The following is a 19,135-nucleotide window of genomic DNA, read 5'->3' as shown; positions in this document are numbered from 1 at the left end:
CAACTCTGGGTGCGAGCCCTCGAGCTATGGAGAGGATGGCGCGTGGGCATCAACAGCGGGCTGGTCGCCCTGGTGGACGCTTTGCCGGGTACCAACAGGATCAGGGCGGTCACGCGGGCCCTCGAAAATCGCTGCAGCCCGGTCTATTTGGAGATCGGAGTTTCGCGGGGACAGGCCTTTTCGCGGATCAACGCCGATATCAAGATTGCTGTGGACCCGGCGTTCAGGATGTCCGACCGTACCCGGGCGCAGGCCCAGCGGCGTGGTCGTACCACGCATTTCATCGAGACCACCAGTGATGAATTCTTCGCTGAGAAGGCCGATCTGCTCGAGCGCCACCCTGTCGACGTTGCGCTCATCGACGGTCTGCACACCTACGAGCAGGTGGTGCGCGACGTCGAGAACACGCTTCGGCACCTGCGCGAGGACGGGGTGATCTTCCTGCACGACTGCAACCCGGCGTTCGAGCTGGCGGGCCGCCGCGCGGAGTCGTGGGAGGACTTCGTCGCCCAGCAGAAGGGCCCGCTGGTGATCGGACTCTGGAACGGCGACGTCTGGAAGTCGATCGTGCACTTGCGCAGCACGCGACCCGATCTCGTCGTCGGGGTGCTCAAATGCGACCAGGGTGTCGGCTTCGTCCGTCGCGGGCGACCCGAGAGCACGCTGTCCTACTCGCCCGAGCAGGTTGCGGCGCTGAGTTACGCCGACCTGAAGGCAGACCGCAGGCATCTGTTGAACCTGAAGCCGCCGCGCTACCTGGACACCCTGCTGGCAGCTGCCCCGGCCGCGCGGTGAACCGGCGGGTGCGCCGGTGAAATTTGTTGTCGCAACCTGGGGTAGCCGCGGCGATATCGAACCCAACCTCGCCGCCGCACGCGAACTGGTTCGCCGGGGTCATGAGGTGGTGATGGCAGTGCCGCCGGACCTGGTGGCGTTCGCCGAAGCCGCGGGACCCAGGGCAGTGCCGTTCGGACCGGAATCCGGGGCGATCCTCGACGCGCATCGCGAATTCTGGACCTGTCTGTTTCGCCGTCCCTGGTGCCTGCGGACGCTGATACGGGCTCGGCTCGAGATCGCGGGCCCGTTGCTGCGGGGGTGGCAGGAGATGAGTGCGGCCCTGGTGGACATTGCTGACGGTGCCGATCTGGTGTTCTCCGGCATCAACTTCGAAGACGCCGCCGCCAATGTCGCGGAACGCTACGGCCTTCCGCTGGCAACGTTGCACTATTTCCCCCTGCGACCCAACGGACGGATCGTGCCGATGCTGCCCCCGCGGCTGGGCCGCGCTGTGGTGGCGGGCTTCTGGTGGGTATCGTGGCGCGGCACCAAGAAGGTGGAAGACGCACAACGGCGGCAGCTGGGCTTGCCCACATCGCGGGGTTCGGCGCCGCGGCGGATCACCGACAGTGGCGCGACGGAGATCCAGGCCTATGATGCGGCGTGCTTTCCGGGTCTGGCGCAGGAGTGGGCGGCGCGGAGGCGCCCGGTGCAACGCCCCTTCGTGGGCACATTGACATTGGAGTTGCCCACCTCGGCCGACACCGAGATCGAAGCGTGGATTGCATCGGGGCCGCCACCCATCTTCTTCGGATTCGGCAGCATCCCTGTCGAATCGCCGGCGGATACCATCGCCATGATCAGTGCCGCGTGCGCCGAGCTCGGTCAGCGTGCGGTGATCGGTGCTGCCGGAACCGACTTCGGCGCCCTGCCACATCCCGATCATGTCCTGGTGGCCGGAACCATGAACTATGCCACTGTCTTTCCGCGGTGTCGGGCTGTGGTCCATCACGGCGGCTCGGGAACCACGCCGGTGGCGATGCGTGCTGGGGTGCCCCAGGCGATCTTGTACTGGGACATGGTGCACGCGATCTACGGTGCTGCTGTCAGGCGGTTGGGGGTCGGCACCGCGCGGCGGTTCTCGACCGCCGACGAGCAGTCACTGGTGGCGGACCTGCGGACCATCCTGGGTGCCGACTACGGCGCGCGGGCGCGTGCACTGGCCGCCCGGATCACCGCGCCGGCCGAGAGCGCTGCCGCTGCCGCGGACCTGCTGGAAGACCTGGCGCGCGCCGGGCGAACTTTACATTGATGTTGCTGAAAATCAATGCTCGCGGTGATGACAGGTGAAATGTGATGCGCGTCACACCCAACTTCGGGACACGCGTCCCTGCGGCGAAGTACTTTCTAGAACGTGTTCCAGCCGATTAACAGGCGCTCTGGAGAAATGTGAGTAACAACCCGTTCGACGACGAGACTGGTCGCTTTTATGTGCTGCGCAACGACGAAGACCAGCACAGCCTGTGGCCGGTGTTTGCTGAGGTACCGCCCGGGTGGCACATCGTGCACGGCGAGACCGACCGTGCGAGTTGCCTCGAATACATCGAAGAGAACTGGACCGACATCCGACCGAAGAGTCTGCGCGACAGGCTGGCAACGGACGGAGCTCGCAACAGGTGAGACAACCGGGTCGGGGGATCCATGGACTGTGATGCACACGCGCGGCCACTGACACGCGCGCAACTCGACATCTGGCTGGCGCAGGAAACCGGCCATTCGGGTACGGACTGGCAGATCGGTCTGCTGGTGAAGTTCGAGGGCCACCTCGACCGGGAGGCCCTGGAATGGGCAATCCACCGTGTCATCCACGAGGCCGAGCCGGTGCGCGTCTCGATCTGCGAGGTGGACGGCCGGGTGATGCAACGCGTCGTCGACTACCCGAGCATCGAGCTCGACGTCCGGGACCTGACGTCGGCGGCGGACCCGGTTGGCGATGCCCATCTGGCCGCCGTGGAGATTCAGCGCACCCCGATGCCGCTGTCCGGTCCGCTTTTTCGATTCGGCCTGTTCCAGACTGGTGCTGCCGAATTCCAGCTGTTCTGCTGTTTTCATCACATCGTCATCGACGCCGCCGGAATCGGACTGATCGGCAACAGGGTAGCTGCGGTGTACTCCGCGCTGGTCACCGGTGAGCCGATCCCTGCGCACTTCTTCGGGTCGCTGCAGGACCTGGTGGACATCGAGTCGGCATACGAGGACTCCCCGGACTTCCGATCCGACGAGGCGTACTGGACCCGGCACCTGCCTGTCGACAACAACGCGCAACCCGCGAAAGACGGCTCTGTAGAACGTGATCCGAGTTGGCAATCAATGCCTGTCCGCCTGGACCCCTCGGTGATCCGGCGAGTGGACGACCTGGCGAACGTCTGGAACATTCCTCGGTCATCTGTGCTCACCGCGGCGTGCGCGCTGATGGCCCGGGCGCAATGCACCCACGGCACCGATCTGGTGCTGGACTTCCCGGTCAGCCGGCGTACCGAACCGATATCGAAGACGCTACCGGGCATGACCGCAGGTGTGGTGCCCCTGGTGATCGACGCGCAGCCCTGGGCAACTGTCCAGGCATTCTGTGCGCATGTCGACCAGAGAATCCGGGAAACCCTGCAGCACCAGCGTTTCCCGGTGCATGCGCTGGAGCGCCGAGCGCACGCCCACGACCCGGCATGGTCACCGAAGCGGGTGGTGGTCGACTTCTTCCCGCTGGCGTTTTCCTTGGAGTTCGCGGGAGTGTCCACGTCAGCGTCGATGACCAACTCCGGCTTTGTCGGCGGCTTCGGGATCATCTTCTACGCCGTGGGCGAGGAGTTGCAGCTCAGTACTCTCGGCGCCGGCCAGCTGTTCTCCGGTTGCGACACCGGTGAGTTGGCCCAACGGCTGCAACGGGTCCTGGTTGCCATGACCGCGGACCCCGCCCGCCGGGTGTCCACCATCGACGTCCTCGCTGCCGACGAACTGACTGCGCTCGATGTGTGGGGCAATCGAGCGGGGCTGGCCTCGCTGACAGCTTCGGACGGCGACTCTCTGGTATCGGTGTTTCAGTCGGTGGTGCGGTTCGACGCCGACGCGGCAGCCGTGACGTTCGACGGCGCTGCGATGACGTATGGCGAGTTGGATGAGGCGTCGGATCGGTTGGCCCGCAGGCTGGTTGATCGGGGCGTGTGTCGAGGTGATCGGGTGGCGTTGGTGTTGCCACGGTCGGCCGAGGCGGTGGTGGCACTGCTGGCCATTCTGAAGGCGGGCGGCGCCTACGTGCCGATCGATCCGGCGGTGCCTGCGGCGCGGCGGGATTTTGTGGTGGCTGATGCCGCTCCGGTGGTGGTGGTGACCACTGCTGAATTGGCGCCGTCGATGTCCGGGTGTGCTATCGAGGTCTTCGACGTCGCCGATTCCGGGGGGTCGTCCCCAGCTGTGACATTGCCGGCGGTGGATTCTGCTGACACGGCGTATGTGATCTATACATCGGGGACGACGGGTACGCCGAAGGGGGTGGCGGTTCCGCATCGGAATGTGTTGGGACTGTTGGAGACGTTGGACCGGGAGATGGGTCTGGCCGAACACGTCTGGTCGCAGTGTCATTCGTTGGCGTTTGATTTTTCGGTGTGGGAGATCTGGGGGGCGTTGCTGTTCGGTGGTCGGGTGGTGGTGGTCGCGGATGAGGTGGTGCGCTCGCCGGAGGATCTGCTGGAGGTTCTGGTTTCTGAGCGTGTGTCGGTGTTGAGTCAGACTCCGTCGGCGTTCTACGCACTGCAGGACGCCGGCGGAGACAGGGAACGCCTTGCCCTCGAGTCGGTCGTGTTCGGCGGCGAAGCGCTGGAGCCGCGGCGACTTCGACGCTGGTTCGCCGGGCGCCCCGATTCGCCGCGACTGTTGAACATGTATGGGATCACGGAGACGACGGTGCACGCGTCGCTGCGCCAGATCGTTGCCGCGGATGCGGCGAGTGCGGTCAGCCCCATTGGTGTTCCTTTGCGGCATTTGGCTTTTTTTGTTCTTGACGGCTGGTTGCGGCCGGTGCCGGTGGGGGTTGCGGGGGAGTTGTATGTGGCGGGTGTGGGGTTGGCGGATGGGTATGTGGGTCGGGCGGGGTTGACGTCGGGTCGGTTTGTGGCGTGTCCGTTCGGTCCGGTGGGTGCTCGGATGTATCGCACCGGCGATGTGGTGTGTTGGGGTGTGGATGGGCAGTTGCGGTATCTGGGGCGTTCGGATGAGCAGGTCAAGATCCGCGGTTATCGGATCGAGCTCGGTGAGATTGTGGCGGCGCTCAGTGATGTGGCTGGGGTTGAGCAGGCTGAGGTGGTGGTGCGGGAGGACCGTCCGGGGGATCGGCGGTTGGTCGGGTATGTGACGGGTGCTGTTGATCCTGCGGTGGTGCGCGCGGCGGTGGCTGCTCGGTTGCCGGAGTACATGGTGCCTTCGGCGGTGGTGGTGGTCGAGGCGATGCCGTTGACGGTGAATGGGAAGTTGGATCGGCGGGCGTTGCCGGTGCCGCAGTATCAGAGTGCCGAGGGATATCGGGGGCCTGCTGATGCGGTGGAGGAGATTCTGGCGGGGATTTTTGCGCAGGTGTTGGGTGTGGCGCGGGTGGGGGTCGACGAGTCGTTTTTCGAGTTGGGTGGGGACAGTATCTTGTCGATGCAGGTGGTCGCACGGGCCCGGGCCGCCGGGGTGCGATGCCGACCCAAAGACGTCTTCGTCGAGCAGACCGTTGCCAGGTTGGCCCGGGTGGCCGTGGTGTCCGACAGTCACGGCGACGCCGGTGACGACGGAACCGGCTCGCTGCTCGCCACCCCCATCATGCGATGGCTGCGCGAGGTGCCGGGGCCGGTCGACGAGTTCAACCAGACCGTGGTGCTCGACGCACCTGCAACCGTGGATGAAGCAGACGTCCTCGCGGTCTTGCAGGCGGTGCTGGATCGGCATCCGATGTTGCGGTTGCGGGTTGATGAATCCGACGGTGGTGCTTGGGTGTTGACCGTGGCCGAGGTCGGTGCGGTTGATGCCGGGTCGTGTCTGCAGACGGTTGATTCGCTCTCTGCTGAGGTGGTGGCCCGGGCGCGGGCGCGGCTGGATCCCGCGGCGGGGGTCATGGTCAGTGCACTGTGGGTACCGGTGGTGGGGCAGTTGGTGGTGATCGCCCATCACCTGGTGGTCGACGGGGTGTCCTGGCGCATCCTGCTCGAAGACATCAACCTGGCCTGGGCCCAGCGATCCAGCGGGCAACCGATCGTCCTTCCGGAACCTGGCACGTCCTTCACCCGCTGGGCCGCGCTGCTCGCCGAATACGCCCGCCATCCCGAAGTGGTCGAGCAGGCGACGCACTGGCGCAGGGTCCTCGCGGTGCCGCCCGTGCTGCCCAGCACGCAACCTGCGGTGGATACGCACGCCAACGCTGGCAGCTTGTCGGTGGAACTGGATGTGGAGACCACCCGGCTGCTCTTGGGTGAGGTCCCGGCCGCCTTCCACACCGGCATCAACGACATCCTGATGATCGCCTACGCGATGGCACTGCGCGAATTCCTGGGCACCGGCTCGGTGCTCATCGACGCCGAAGGCCACGGTCGCCACGACGATCTCCCCGGGCTGGGTGACGACATCGACTTGTCCCGCACCGTGGGCTGGTTCACCACGAAATACCCGGTGGCGCTGAACATCATCGATCTGGATTGGACGCAGGTGAGTACCGGGGGTGCAGGCCTGGGGTCGGTGATCAAGAACCTCAAGGAGCAACTGCGCGCCCAACCGGACGGGCTGACCTACGGACTGCTGCGCTACCTCAACGACGACGTCGACCTCGACGGACCCGACCCGGTGATCGGCTTCAACTACCTCGGTCGGCTCGGTGCGGGTGCGACAGACGTGTCCGGTGACATCTGGGAGATCCGCCCCGACGGGTGGGCGGTGACCGGTGCCGCGGCCGCCATCCCGATGCCGCTGATGCACACCGTCGAACTGAACGCGGGCACCGTCGACACCGACGCCGGCCCACGGCTGCGAGCCGGCTGGACCTGGGCGCCGTCGGCGCTGGGCCACGCCGAAGTGAACCGACTCAGCCAGCTGTGGTTCGACGCCCTGGCCGGGATCTGCGCCCACGTCCACGGGGGCGGCGGGGGACTGACCCCCTCCGACATCGGCGCCGGTCTGAGTCAGCAGCAGATCGACGAGCTGCAGCGGCAGTATGCGGATAGCTGACGTCCTGCCCCTGACTCCCTTGCAGCAGGGGCTGCTGTTCCACGCCCAGACCGACTCCGGCGGAGACGATCTGTACGCAGTGCAGTTGAGTATCTGTCTATCCGGTCCGTTGGACCCCGAACGACTCCGCCACGCTGTGGAGGCCGTTCTGGCGCGGCACCCGCATCTGGCGGCCCGGTTCTCGGGAAAGTTCGCCGAACCGGTCCAGATCATTCCCGGGGACCCGGTGTTGCCCTGGCAGTACCTCGAGATCACCGGGGCGGACGCCGAGGACCGGATCGCCGAGGTCTGTGCAGCCGAACGCGCTGCGGTGTGCGACCTCGGCGATCGAGCGCCGGTCCGTGCAACGCTGATCCGCACCGCGACCGACCAGCACCGGCTGCTGATGACCAACCACCACATCGTGCTCGACGGCTGGTCCCTGCCGATCCTGCTGGGTGAAGTGTTCGCCGGGTACTACGGCCAGCGGCTGCCGCCGGCACCGCCGTACCGCAGGTTCGTCGACTGGCTGGGACGTCGCGACCTGGAGGCGGCGCGCGCGGCGTGGGCGCAGGTGCTCGGTGGCCTCGACAGCCCGACCTTGCTCGGGGCAGCCTCCCACGGCGCCGCCGGGCGCCGCGATGTCCTGCACGTGCAGGTACCCCACGCCGTCACCGACGCACTGGGGGAACTGGCGCGAACGTGCCACACCACCGTCAGCACCGTGCTCCAGGGCGCCTTCGCCGCGCTGTTGATGACCCTGACCGGGCACAGCGATGTCGTGTTCGGTACCACGGTCTCCGGCCGGCCACAGGAGGTACCGGGCGCGGAATCCATGGTGGGCCTGCTGATCAACACCGTGCCGGTGCGCGCGACGGCGACGCCGCGGACCACCGTCGGTGAGCTGTTGGGTCAGCTGAAGAACGCCTACACCGCCACCCTGGACCACCACCACCTGGCGCTGAGCGAGATCCACCGCGTCACCGGGCACGACCGACTGTTCGACGCGTTCTTCGTCTACGAGAACTACCCGATGGACCCGGCCCGGCTGACCGGGACCGACGGCCTGATGGTCACCGACGTCACCCACCGTGAGTACAACCACTACCCGCTTGCTGTCCAGGCCATCCCCGGCGACGGTCTGACACTGCGGGTCGAATTCGACACCGAGATCCTTGACTCCGCCGGCATCACCGCCACCATGGCGCGGTTCACCCGGCTGCTCGAGGGCATGGCCGACGGCCCCGGGCAGGTGCTCTCGCAGATCGACGTCCTGGGCCCGCTCGAGCGGGACCGTCTGGACCACTGGGGCAACCGCCAGGCCCTCTCCGCACCCACTACCGCACCCGCGTCTGTTCCCGCCCGTTTCGGCCAGCAGGCGCGACAGTGCCCCAACGCGGTAGCGGTCACCGGAGCCGACGGGTCCTGGACGTATCAGCAGCTCGACGAGTCCTCGAACCTGTTGGCCCAGTTGCTGATCGATCATGGCCTGCAGCGGGGACAGCGGGTGGCACTGCTGCTGCCCCGATCGGCCGACGCCATCGTCGCGATCCTTGCAGTGCTCAAAGCCGGCGCGGCGTACGTGCCCATCGACCCCGCGGTGCCGGCCGCGCGCCGCGAGTTCGTCCTCGGTGACGCCGCTCCCACCCTGGCCATCACGACCTCGGCCCTGGCCGGCCGCCTCGACGGCGGCGAGCTGCCCGTCATCGACATCAGTGTGCTGCAGGATGTCGTCGGGTTGCGATCCACCGCCGTCCTGCCCACCCCGGAACCCGACGACATCGCCTACCTGATCTACACCTCGGGCACCACCGGCACCCCCAAGGGCGTCGCGATCACCCACCAGAACGTGACTCGCCTCCTGGAGGCCATGGACTCCCGCATGCCGCTGGCGCAGCACGTGTGGTCGCAGTGGCACTCGCTTGCCTTCGACGTCTCGGTGTGTGAGATCTGGGGCGCCCTGCTCTACGGCGGACGTCTGGTGGTGGTGCCCGAACCGGTGGCCCGCGCACCCGAGGATTTTCACGCGCTGCTGGCCAAAGAGAAGGTCACGGTGCTCAGCCAAACCCCATCGGCGTTCTACGCGCTGCAGACGGCCGACGCGCTGACCTCCGACCACGGCAGCGCTGTGGCGTTACAGGCGGTGGTCTTCGCCGGTGAGGCGCTCGAACCGCAACGCCTGCGCACATGGCGACAACATCACCCGGCCCTACCCAGGTTGTTCAATCTGTACGGCACCACCGAGACCACCGTGCACGCGTCGTTTCGCGAGATCGTCGACGCCGACATCGATGCCGAATCCGATCTCAGTCCGGTCGGTCTACCGCTGCCGAGTTATGCATTCTTCGTGTTGGACCACTGGCTGCGCCCGGTTGCACCCGGCGTCATCGGCGATCTCTACGTCGCGGGAACCGGTGCAGGAGCAGGCTATTGGCGCCGCGCCGGGCTCACCTCCACCAGGTTCGTGGCATGCCCGTTCGCCACCGAACCGGGAACCCGGATGTACCGCACCGGGGACCTGGTGTGGTGGGGAGCCGATGGCGAACTGCGGTACGCGGGGCGAGCCGATGAACAGGTCAAGCTCCGCGGCTACCGAATAGAGCTGGGTGAGATCCGGGCAGCTCTGGACGGCATGGACGGGGTGGACCAGGCCGTCGTCGTGGTCCGTGAAGACCGCCCCGGCGACAAGCGCCTGGTGGGTTACGTTGTGGGCGCGGCGGACCCGGGTGTCCTGCGCGCCTCGCTGGCCCGGCGGCTGCCCGAATACATGGTGCCCGCTGCGGTACTGGTGATCGACAGATTGCCGCTGACTGTGAACGGCAAACTCGACCGCCGGGCCTTACCCGCGCCCGAGTTCGGCGATGCCGGCTCGTATCGGGCGCCGGTGACCGCGGTCGAAGAGATCCTCGCCGGCATCGTCGCACGGGTACTCGGCGTGGACCGCGTGAGCGCCGACCAGTCGTTCTTCGACCTCGGCGGTGACTCCCTGTCCGCGATGCGGCTGGTCGCGGCGGTCAACGCCGCGCTGGACGCGGGGCTGACGGTACGCACACTGTTCGACGCCCCCACCGTGGCGCAGCTGGCCACCCGGATCGGCGGCGGCGGACACCAACTGCAGCCCTTGCGCGCCGTACCGCGGCCCGAGGTGATCCCGCTGTCCTTCTCCCAGCACCGGCTGTGGTTCCTCGACCAGCTGCAAGGCCCCTCACCGATGTACAACATGCCGGTGGGCCTGCGCCTGAAGGGCACTCTCAACGCCGAGGCGCTGGGCGCGGCGATGCTCGATGTCGTTGGGCGTCACGAAAGCCTACGTACCGTGTTCGTCGCCCCCGACGGCAACCCACAACAAAGGGTGGTGCCTCCCGATGAGGCCGACATCGGGTGGGAGATCGTCGATGCCGCCGGCTGGTCGCAGGAACAACTGGACCGTGCGGTCGCCGAGGTGGCCCAGCATGCCTTCGACCTGGCTCACGAGATCCCGTTGCACGCCAGGTTGTTCCGAATCGCAGCCGACGATCACGTGGTGGTCAGTGTGGCGCACCACATTGCGGCCGACGGGCTCTCCGCGGCGCCGATGGTGCGCGATCTCGGTATCGCCTACCTGTGCCGGTGCATGGGGATCGCCCCCGCGTGGACCGAACTGCCGGTCCAGTACGTCGACTACACCTTGTGGCAGCGCCATCAGTTCGGCGCACTGGACGACCCCGACAGTCTGATCGCCCGGCAACTCGCCTACTGGCAGGACACACTGGCCGGGATGCCGGACCGGCTGGAGCTGCCGACCGACCGTCCCTACCCGCCAGTGGCCGACCAGCGCGGGGCCAGCATCGCCGTGCACTGGCCGGTCGAGCTGCAGGAGCGGATCGCGCAGGTGGCCCACCACCACCACGCCACCAGTTTCATGCTGGTGCAGGCGGCATTGGCCGTCCTGCTGGGCCGGCTCGCGTCCACCACCGATGTGGCAGTCGGCTTTCCGATCGGCGGCCGGCGTGACCCGGCTCTTGATGACCTCATCGGATTCTTCGTCAACACCCTGGTACTCCGCGTCGACGTCAGCGGTGACCCAACGGTAGCCGAATTGCTGGCCCAGGTTCGGTCCCGCAGCCTGGCGGCCTACGAAAACCAGGACGTGCCGTTCGAGGTGGTGGTCGAGCGGCTCAACCCCACCCGGTCATTGACCCACCACCCGTTGGTTCAGGTGATGCTGGGCTGGCGCAACCTGCCCGGGGAGACCAGCGACGAGATCGCGGTGGCGCTGGGCGATCTACAGATCACCCAATTACCACTCGAAACCGGCACCGCCAGGGTGGATCTCGCGATCACCTTCAACGAACGTCGCACCCAGGACGGCATCGCAACCGGCATCGCCGGCATGGTGGAGTATCGCACCGACGTCTTCGACCCGGCGGGCATCGAGACCCTGATGGAGCGGCTACGGCGGGTCTTGGACCTCATGACCGCCAACCCCGCCCGCCGCCTCTCGACGGTGGAGGTGCTCACCGAATCCGAGCGCAGCCGACTCGATGACCTCGGCAACAGAGCCGCACTGGCGACAGCCCCGGCGGCGGTGACCGTTCCGGAACTGTTCGCCGCGCGGGTGATACGGCATCCCGACGCGGTGGCGGTCACCGACACGGACCGCTCGATCACCTACCGCGAGCTCGACGAGCAGGCAAACCAACTGGCGCACAGCTTGTCCGAATCCGGAGTTCGACCCGGCGACCGGGTGGCCCTACTGGCGCCCCGATCCGTCCCCGCGGTGACCGCCATGCTGGCCGCCCTGAAGATCGGCGCTGCCTACCTCGCTGTCGACCCGGCGCTGCCCGACAGCCGCATCGAGTTCCTGCTGACCGACGCCGCGCCCAGCGCGGTGATCACCAGCGCAGACCTGCGCCCCCGGGTCGCCGGGTTCGGTGGCGCAGTGCTCGACATCGCTGCCGCCGGCTTGCGCCCCGACGCCCCGGAGCACTGCGCCAGCGCCGACGAGATCGCCTACCTGATCTACACCTCGGGTACCACCGGCACCCCGAAAGGGGTTGCGGTGTCACATCGCAACCTCGCCCACCTGGCCGACTCCCCGCCCGCAGGCCTGCCGCACCCGCAGGTCTGGACACAGTGCCACTCCTATGCGTTCGACTTCTCGGTGTGGGAGATCTGGGCCGCCTTGCTCGGTGGTGGCCGGTTGGTGGTGGTGCCGGACGACGTGGTCCGCTCACCCGGCGAGTTCCTCGGTCTGCTGATCGCAGAGCAGGTCACGGTTTTGACCCAGACGCCCTCGGCGGTGACCGCATTGCCTGCCGAACGACTGGACCGGGTGGCGGTACTGCTCGGCGGCGAAGCGTGCCCGGCCGACATCGTGGACCGGTGGGCGCCCGGGCGCGTGCTCGTCAACGCCTACGGTCCGACCGAGGCCACCGTCTATGCCTCGATGAGTGATCACCTGCGCAGCGGCTCGGCCGCGTCCGGTGTCGCCCCCATCGGAAGACCGGTCCCGACGACCGCGCTGTTTGTGCTCGACGAGCGTCTGCGCCCCGTCCCACGAGGGGTGGTCGGGGAGCTGTACGTCGCCGGGCGTGGCGTGGCCGTCGGATATGTGGGACGCACCACGCTGACCGCGTCCCGCTTCGTGGCGTCACCGTTCGGCGTGCCAGGTGAGCGGATGTACCGCACAGGAGATCTGGTGCGGTGGCGCAGCGACGGTCAGCTGGACTACCTCGGGCGGGCCGACGAGCAGGTCAAGATCCGCGGCCACCGCATCGAACCCGCCGAAGTCCAGGCTGCTCTGGCCGCCGTCGACGGGGTGGAGCAGGCAGTGGTGATCGTCCGCGAAGACCGCCCCGGCGATCACCGCCTGGTCGGATACATCACCGGCCCGGCGGACCCGGCGGCAGCACGGGCAGCGCTGGCCGCCCAGCTCCCGGCGTATCTGGTGCCCACCGCGGTCATCACGCTGCAGGCGGTGCCACTGACGGTCGGCGGCAAACTCGACAGGGGGGCGCTGCCGGCACCGGACCACCGCGGCGACCGGCACTACCGCGCACCCTCGACCGCCGCCGAGATGCACCTGGCGGACATCTACGGCGACATCCTCGGTATCGGGCGGGTGGGCGCCGACGACTCCTTCTTCGACCTGGGCGGCGACTCCCTGTCGGCCATGCGGCTGATTGCGGCCGTGAACGCCGGGCTGGGTGCCGACATCGCGGTGCGCACCGTGTTCGAGGCTCCCACCGTGGCACAGCTGGCGCTGCGCATCGGTGGACAGGACACCTCGGCGGCGGCGCTGGTCGCGATGGCCCGACCTGAGCGTGTCCCGTTGTCGTTCGCGCAGAGCCGGTTGTGGTTCATCGACCAATTCCAGGGACCGTCGGCCACCTACAACATCGCGGTGGCGCTGCGCCTGCACGGAGCGCTGGACACCGCCGCCCTGGGGGCCGCCCTCGGTGACGTGCTGGACCGGCACGAGAGCCTGCGCACAGTGTTCCCCGCCGCCGACGGCGTCCCGCATCAGGTCGTTGTGCCCACCGCCGGCGCCGATTTCGGCTGGGCCCTGGTGGATGCCGGCGGCTGGTCCGAGAGCCGCCTGCGCGCGGCCGTCGACACCGCAGCCCGCCACGAGTTCCAGCTCGAGAACGACATTCCGATGCGGGCAACGCTCTTCCGGCTCCACGACGACGACCACGTGCTGGTGGCCGTCGTCCATCACATCGCCGCCGACGGCTGGTCGGTCACGCCGCTGGTCCGCGATCTGGGTGTGGCCTATCGTCACCGCAACGCCGGAGAGAAACCTCCGTGGAGCCCGCTGGGCGTGCACTACGCGGATTACACCCTCTGGCAGCGTGAGCGGCTGGGCGAGCTGTCCGACCCCGGGAGCCGGATCTGTGCGCAACTCGATTATTGGCAGCGTGCGCTGGCCGGAATGCCAGACCGGTTGCAGCTTCCGACCGATCGACCGTACCCGGCGGTGTCCGACCTGCGGGGCGCCCGCTTGGAGGTCGACTGGCCGGCCGACCTGCACCAGGCGGTGACGGCGCTGGCCCGCGCGCACAACGCCACCCCTTTCATGGTCATCCAGACCGCGCTGGCAATCCTGCTGTCACACCTGAGCGCGGAAACCGATGTCGCCCTCGGCTTTCCCATTGCCGGACGCGGGGAAGCCGCACTCGACGAGCTGGTGGGGTTCTTCGTCAACACCTTGGTGCTGCGCGTCGATCTCTCCGGCAATCCCAGCATCGCTGATCTCCTGGACCAGGTGCGCCGCCGCAGCCTGGCCGCCTATGAGCACCAGGACGTCCCCTTCGAGGTGCTGGTCGAGCGACTCAAACCCGCCCGGAGCCTGACCCACCACCCGCTGGTGCAGGTGATGTTGGCATGGCAAAACTTCGACTGGCAGGACAGCGCCACCGCCGGGCTGACACTGGGTGATCTGCAGGTCACTCCGATACCGGTGGACACCGCGACCGCCCGGATGGACATCACGTTCACGCTGGCGGAACGCTGGGACGGTGATACCGCCGCCGGGATCGCCGGCGCCGTCGAGTTCCGCACCGACGTCTACGACGAAGCACGCATCACCGATCTGGTTGAGCGGCTGAGACGCGTCATCAGTGCCATGGTCGCCGACGTATCCCAAAAGCTGTCCGCGCTGAACTTCCTGGACAAGCAGGAGCGGGCTCGCCTTGATATGTGGGGTAATCGGGCGGGGTTGGCTCCGGCGGGGGCTTGGGGGGGTGGCTCTCTGGTGTCGGTGTTCGGGTCGGTGGTGCGGCTCGATCCCGGTGCCGCGGCCGTGACGTTCGACGGCGCCACGTTGTCGTATCGGGAGTTGGATGAGGCGTCGGATCGGTTGGCGTGGCGGTTGGTTGGTTGTGGTGTGCGTCGGGGTGATCGGGTGGGGTTGGTGTTGCCGCGGTCTGCGGATGCGGTGGTGGCGTTGGTGGGGGTGCTGAAGGCAGGCGGCGCGTATGTGCCGGTGGATCCGGCGGTGCCGGTGGCGCGGCGGGATTTTGTGGTGGCGGATGCGGCTCCGGTGGTGGTGGTGACCACTGGTGAGTGGGTGTCGTCGTTGTCGGGGTGTGGTGCCGTGGTGCTCGATATCGCTGGATTTGATGAACGGGATCCGGTGGGGGTGTTGCCGGTGGTGGATTCTGCTGACACGGCGTATGTGATCTATACATCGGGGACGACGGGTACGCCGAAGGGGGTGGCGGTTCCGCATCGGAATGTGTTGGGACTGTTGGAGACGTTGGACCGGGAGATGGGTCTGGCCGAACACGTCTGGTCGCAGTGTCATTCGTTGGCGTTTGATTTTTCGGTGTGGGAGATCTGGGGGGCGTTGCTGTTCGGTGGTCGGGTGGTGGTGGTCGCGGATGAGGTGGTGCGCTCGCCGGAGGATCTGCTGGAGGTTTTGGTTTCTGAGCGTGTGTCGGTGTTGAGTCAGACTCCGTCGGCGTTTTATGCGCTGCAGGCCGCTGATGCTGCGATGCCGGAGGTGGGTTCGCGGCTGGCGTTGGAGGCGGTGGTGTTCGGCGGTGAAGCGCTGGAACCGCAGCGGTTGTCAGCGTGGGTGGGGGCTCACCCGGATTCGCCGCGGTTGTTGAACATGTATGGGATCACGGAGACGACGGTGCACGCGTCGCTGCGCGAGATCACCACCGCCGATACCGCACAGCTGGTCAGCCCCATCGGAATTCCCCTGGCGCACTTGAGCTTCTTCGTGTTGGACACGGCCCTGCGTCGGGTGCCGGTGGGGGTTGCGGGGGAGTTGTATGTGGCGGGTGTGGGGTTGGCGGATGGGTATGTGGGTCGGGCGGGGTTGACGTCGGGTCGGTTTGTGGCGTGTCCGTTCGGTGGGGTGGGTGCGCGGATGTATCGCACCGGTGATGTGGTGTGTTGGGGTGGGGATGGGCAGTTGCGGTATCTGGGGCGTGCTGATGAGCAGGTCAAGATCCGCGGTTATCGGATCGAGCTCGGTGAGATTGTGGCGGCGCTCAGTGATGTGGCTGGGGTTGAGCAGGCTGAGGTGGTGGTGCGGGAGGACCGTCCGGGGGATCGGCGGTTGGTCGGGTATGTGACGGGTGCTGTTGATCCCGCGGTGGTGCGCGCGGCGGTGGCTGCTCGGTTGCCGGAGTACATGGTGCCTTCGGCGGTGGTGGTGGTCGAGGCGATGCCGTTGACGGTGAATGGGAAGTTGGATCGCCGGGCGTTGCCGGTGCCGCAGTATCAGAGTGCCGAGGGATATCGGGGGCCTGCTGATGCGGTGGAGGAGATTCTGGCGGGGATTTTTGCGCAGGTGTTGGGTGTGGCGCGGGTGGGGGTCGACGAGTCGTTTTTTGAGTTGGGTGGGGACAGTATCTTGTCGATGCAGGTGGTCGCACGGGCCCGGGCCGCCGGGGTGCGATGCCGACCCAAAGATCTTTTTGTCGAGCAGACCGTCGAAGGATTGGCGCGACTGGCTCGCGTCACCGGGGTGGTCGACGTGGTAGCCGACGACGGAACCGGCGCCGTGACCGCCATTCCCATCATCGGTTGGCTGCGCCAGGTCGCCGGGCCGATCGACGAGTTCAACCAGACGGTCGTCATTCAGGCGCCCGTCGGTGTTACCCGCTCCGACGTGGTGGCGGTGTTGCAGGCGGTGCTGAATCGGCATCCGATGTTGCGGTTGCGGGTTGATGAATCCGACGGTGGTGCTTGGGTGTTGACCGTGGCCGAGGTCGGTGCGGTGGATGCCGGGTCGTGTCTGCAGACGGTTGATTCGCTCTCTGCTGAGGTGGTGGCCCGGGCGCGGGCGCGGCTGGATCCCGCGGCGGGGGTGATGGTCAGTGCATTGTGGGTACCGGTGGTGGGGCAGTTGGTGGTGATCGCCCATCACCTGGTGGTCGACGGGGTGTCCTGGCGCATTCTGCTCGAAGACATCAACCTGGCCTGGGCCCAGCGATCCAGCGGGCAACCGATCGTCCTTCCGGAACCTGGCACGTCCTTCGCCCGCTGGGCCGCGCTGCTCACCGAATACGCCCGCCGACCCGAGGTGCTTGCCCAAACCCCGCACTGGCAGCAGACCAGGGCGCTACCCGTGCCCCTGCCGGCGGTCTCTCCCGCCACCGATACCTACGCCACCGCAGGGAGCCTGTCGGTGGAGCTGGATGTGGAGACCACCCGGCTGCTCTTGGGTGAGGTCCCGGCCGCCTTCCACACCGGCATCAACGACATCCTGATGATCGCCTACGCGATGGCACTGCGCGAATTCCTGGGCACCGGCTCGCTGGTCATCGACGCCGAAGGCCACGGTCGCCACGACGATCTCCCCGGGCTGGGTGACGACATCGACTTGTCCCGCACCGTGGGCTGGTTCACCACCAAATACCCGGTGGCACTGAACATCAGCAATCTGGATTGGACGCAGGTGAGTACCGGGGGTGCAGGTCTGGGGTCGGTGATCAAGAACCTCAAGGAACAACTGCGCGCCCAACCGGACGGGCTGACCTACGGACTGCTGCGTTACCTCAACGACGACGTCGACCTCGACGGACCCGACCCGGTGATCGGCTTCAACTACCTCGGCCGGCTCGGTGCGGGTGCGACAGACGTGTCCGGCGACATCTGGGAGATCCGCCCCGACGGGTGGGCGGTGACCGGTGCCGCGGCCGCCATCCCGATGCCGCTGATGCACACCGTCGAACTGAACGCGGGCACCGTCGACACCGACGCCGGCCCACGGCTGCGAGCCGGCTGGACCTGGGCGCCGTCGGCGCTGGGCCACGCCGAAGTGAACCGACTCAGCCAGCTGTGGTTCGACGCCCTGGCCGGGATCTGCGCCCACGTGCGCGGGGGCGGCGGGGGACTGACCCCTTCGGACATTGCACCGGCGCGGTTGACCCAACACCAGATCGACGACCTCTGCAGCCGGCAGCAGGTGGCTGACATCCTGCCCCTGACACCGCTGCAGCAGGGGCTGCTGTTCCACGCCGAGCTGGGCCGCACCTCCGGCGACGACGTGTACGCCGTCCAGCTGGAGATCACCGTGAACGGACACCTCGACCAGCACCGCATGAGGGAGGCCATCCAGGCCACCCTGCAACGGCACCCCAATCTGGCCGCCACGTTCTGCACCCGCTTCGGCGAACCGGTCCAGGTGGTCCCGGCGCAACCCGAGGTGCCCTGGCAGTATCTCGATCTCACCGGCCATGACTTCGACCTCGACGAGCAGATCGCCAAACTCTGCGCAGCGGAACGCAATGCGGTGTGCGACTCGGCGGAGGAGATGCTGATCCGGGCAGCTCTGCTGCGGATCGCGCCGGACCGGCACCGCTTCGTGCTGACCAACCATCACCTGCTGCTGGACGGTTGGTCGCTGCCGGTGCTGCTGGCCGAGGTCTTCGCCGGGTACTACGGCCAGCGGCTACCCGCCCCCGTGCCCTATCGCAGATTCCTGAGCTGGCTCGCCGAGCGCGACATCACCGCGGCCCGGCAGGCGTGGACACAGGCGCTCTCCGGCTTCGATACACCCACCCTGGTCGGGCCACAGGATCCTCTCGAGGTGGGTCCGCGTCACGTCACCTCCACAAGGGTGTCCGAGCAGACCACCCGCGCGGTCGTCGAGCTCGCGCGTGCCTGCCGCACCACCGTCAGCACTGTCCTGCAGGCCGCTTTCGCACACCTGCTCCGCTCGCTGACCGGACACTCCGAGGTGGCCTTCGGCGCCGTGGTGTCCGGCAGGCCCGACGACCTGCCCGGCGCCGACGCCATGGTGGGCCTGCTGATCAACACCGTTCCGGTGCGAGCCACCTTCAGCCCCACCACCAGCACCGTCGAACTGCTCACCCAGTTGCATCACCGCCGCAACCAGACACTCGAGCACGAACACCTCGGGCTGGGCGAAATCCAGCGCGCCACCGGACATTCCCGATTGTTCGATACCGCGTTCGTCTACGAGAACTACCCGGCGGACACCGCGCACAGCGCCGCCGGTCTGACCATCACGGACATCACAGCCAAGGACACCTATCACTACCCGCTGACGGTGCAGGCGGTGCCCGGGGATCAGGTGGAGCTACGCGTCCAATACCGCACCGACGTGTTCGACGCGGAGAGTGTCGCAGCACTGCTCGACGGGTTCACGCAGACGCTGACCGCT

Annotated in this window: 3 protein-coding genes and 1 pseudogene; all 4 read left to right on the top strand. The window is 67.3% G+C overall.

Features of this window, described 5'->3' with window-relative positions; genetic code table 11:
- Positions 1-42: 42 nt before the first annotated feature.
- A complete protein-coding gene (locus G6N58_RS24800) occupies positions 43-795 on the top strand; it encodes a class I SAM-dependent methyltransferase (protein ID WP_232067989.1) in 753 nt (250 codons plus the stop codon).
- Positions 796-811: 16 nt separating this feature from the next.
- Complete coding sequence (locus G6N58_RS24795; RefSeq protein WP_115281120.1) at positions 812-2,089, top strand: glycosyltransferase; 1,278 nt, start codon at positions 812-814, stop codon at positions 2,087-2,089.
- A gap of 137 nt (positions 2,090-2,226) precedes the next feature.
- Complete coding sequence (locus G6N58_RS24790; RefSeq protein WP_115281121.1) at positions 2,227-2,457, top strand: MbtH family protein; 231 nt, start codon at positions 2,227-2,229, stop codon at positions 2,455-2,457.
- Between the two features lie 21 nt (positions 2,458-2,478).
- Positions 2,479-19,129: pseudogene (locus tag G6N58_RS24780) on the top strand (amino acid adenylation domain-containing protein); the annotation flags it as partial.
- Positions 19,130-19,135 lie beyond the last annotated feature (6 nt).

This window comes from Mycolicibacterium tokaiense, assembly GCF_010725885.1.
Taxonomy (GTDB): Bacteria; Actinomycetota; Actinomycetes; order Mycobacteriales; family Mycobacteriaceae; genus Mycobacterium; species Mycobacterium tokaiense.
Note: the sequence above shows the minus strand (reverse complement) of the source record. Positions and strands in the feature narration are given on the sequence as shown.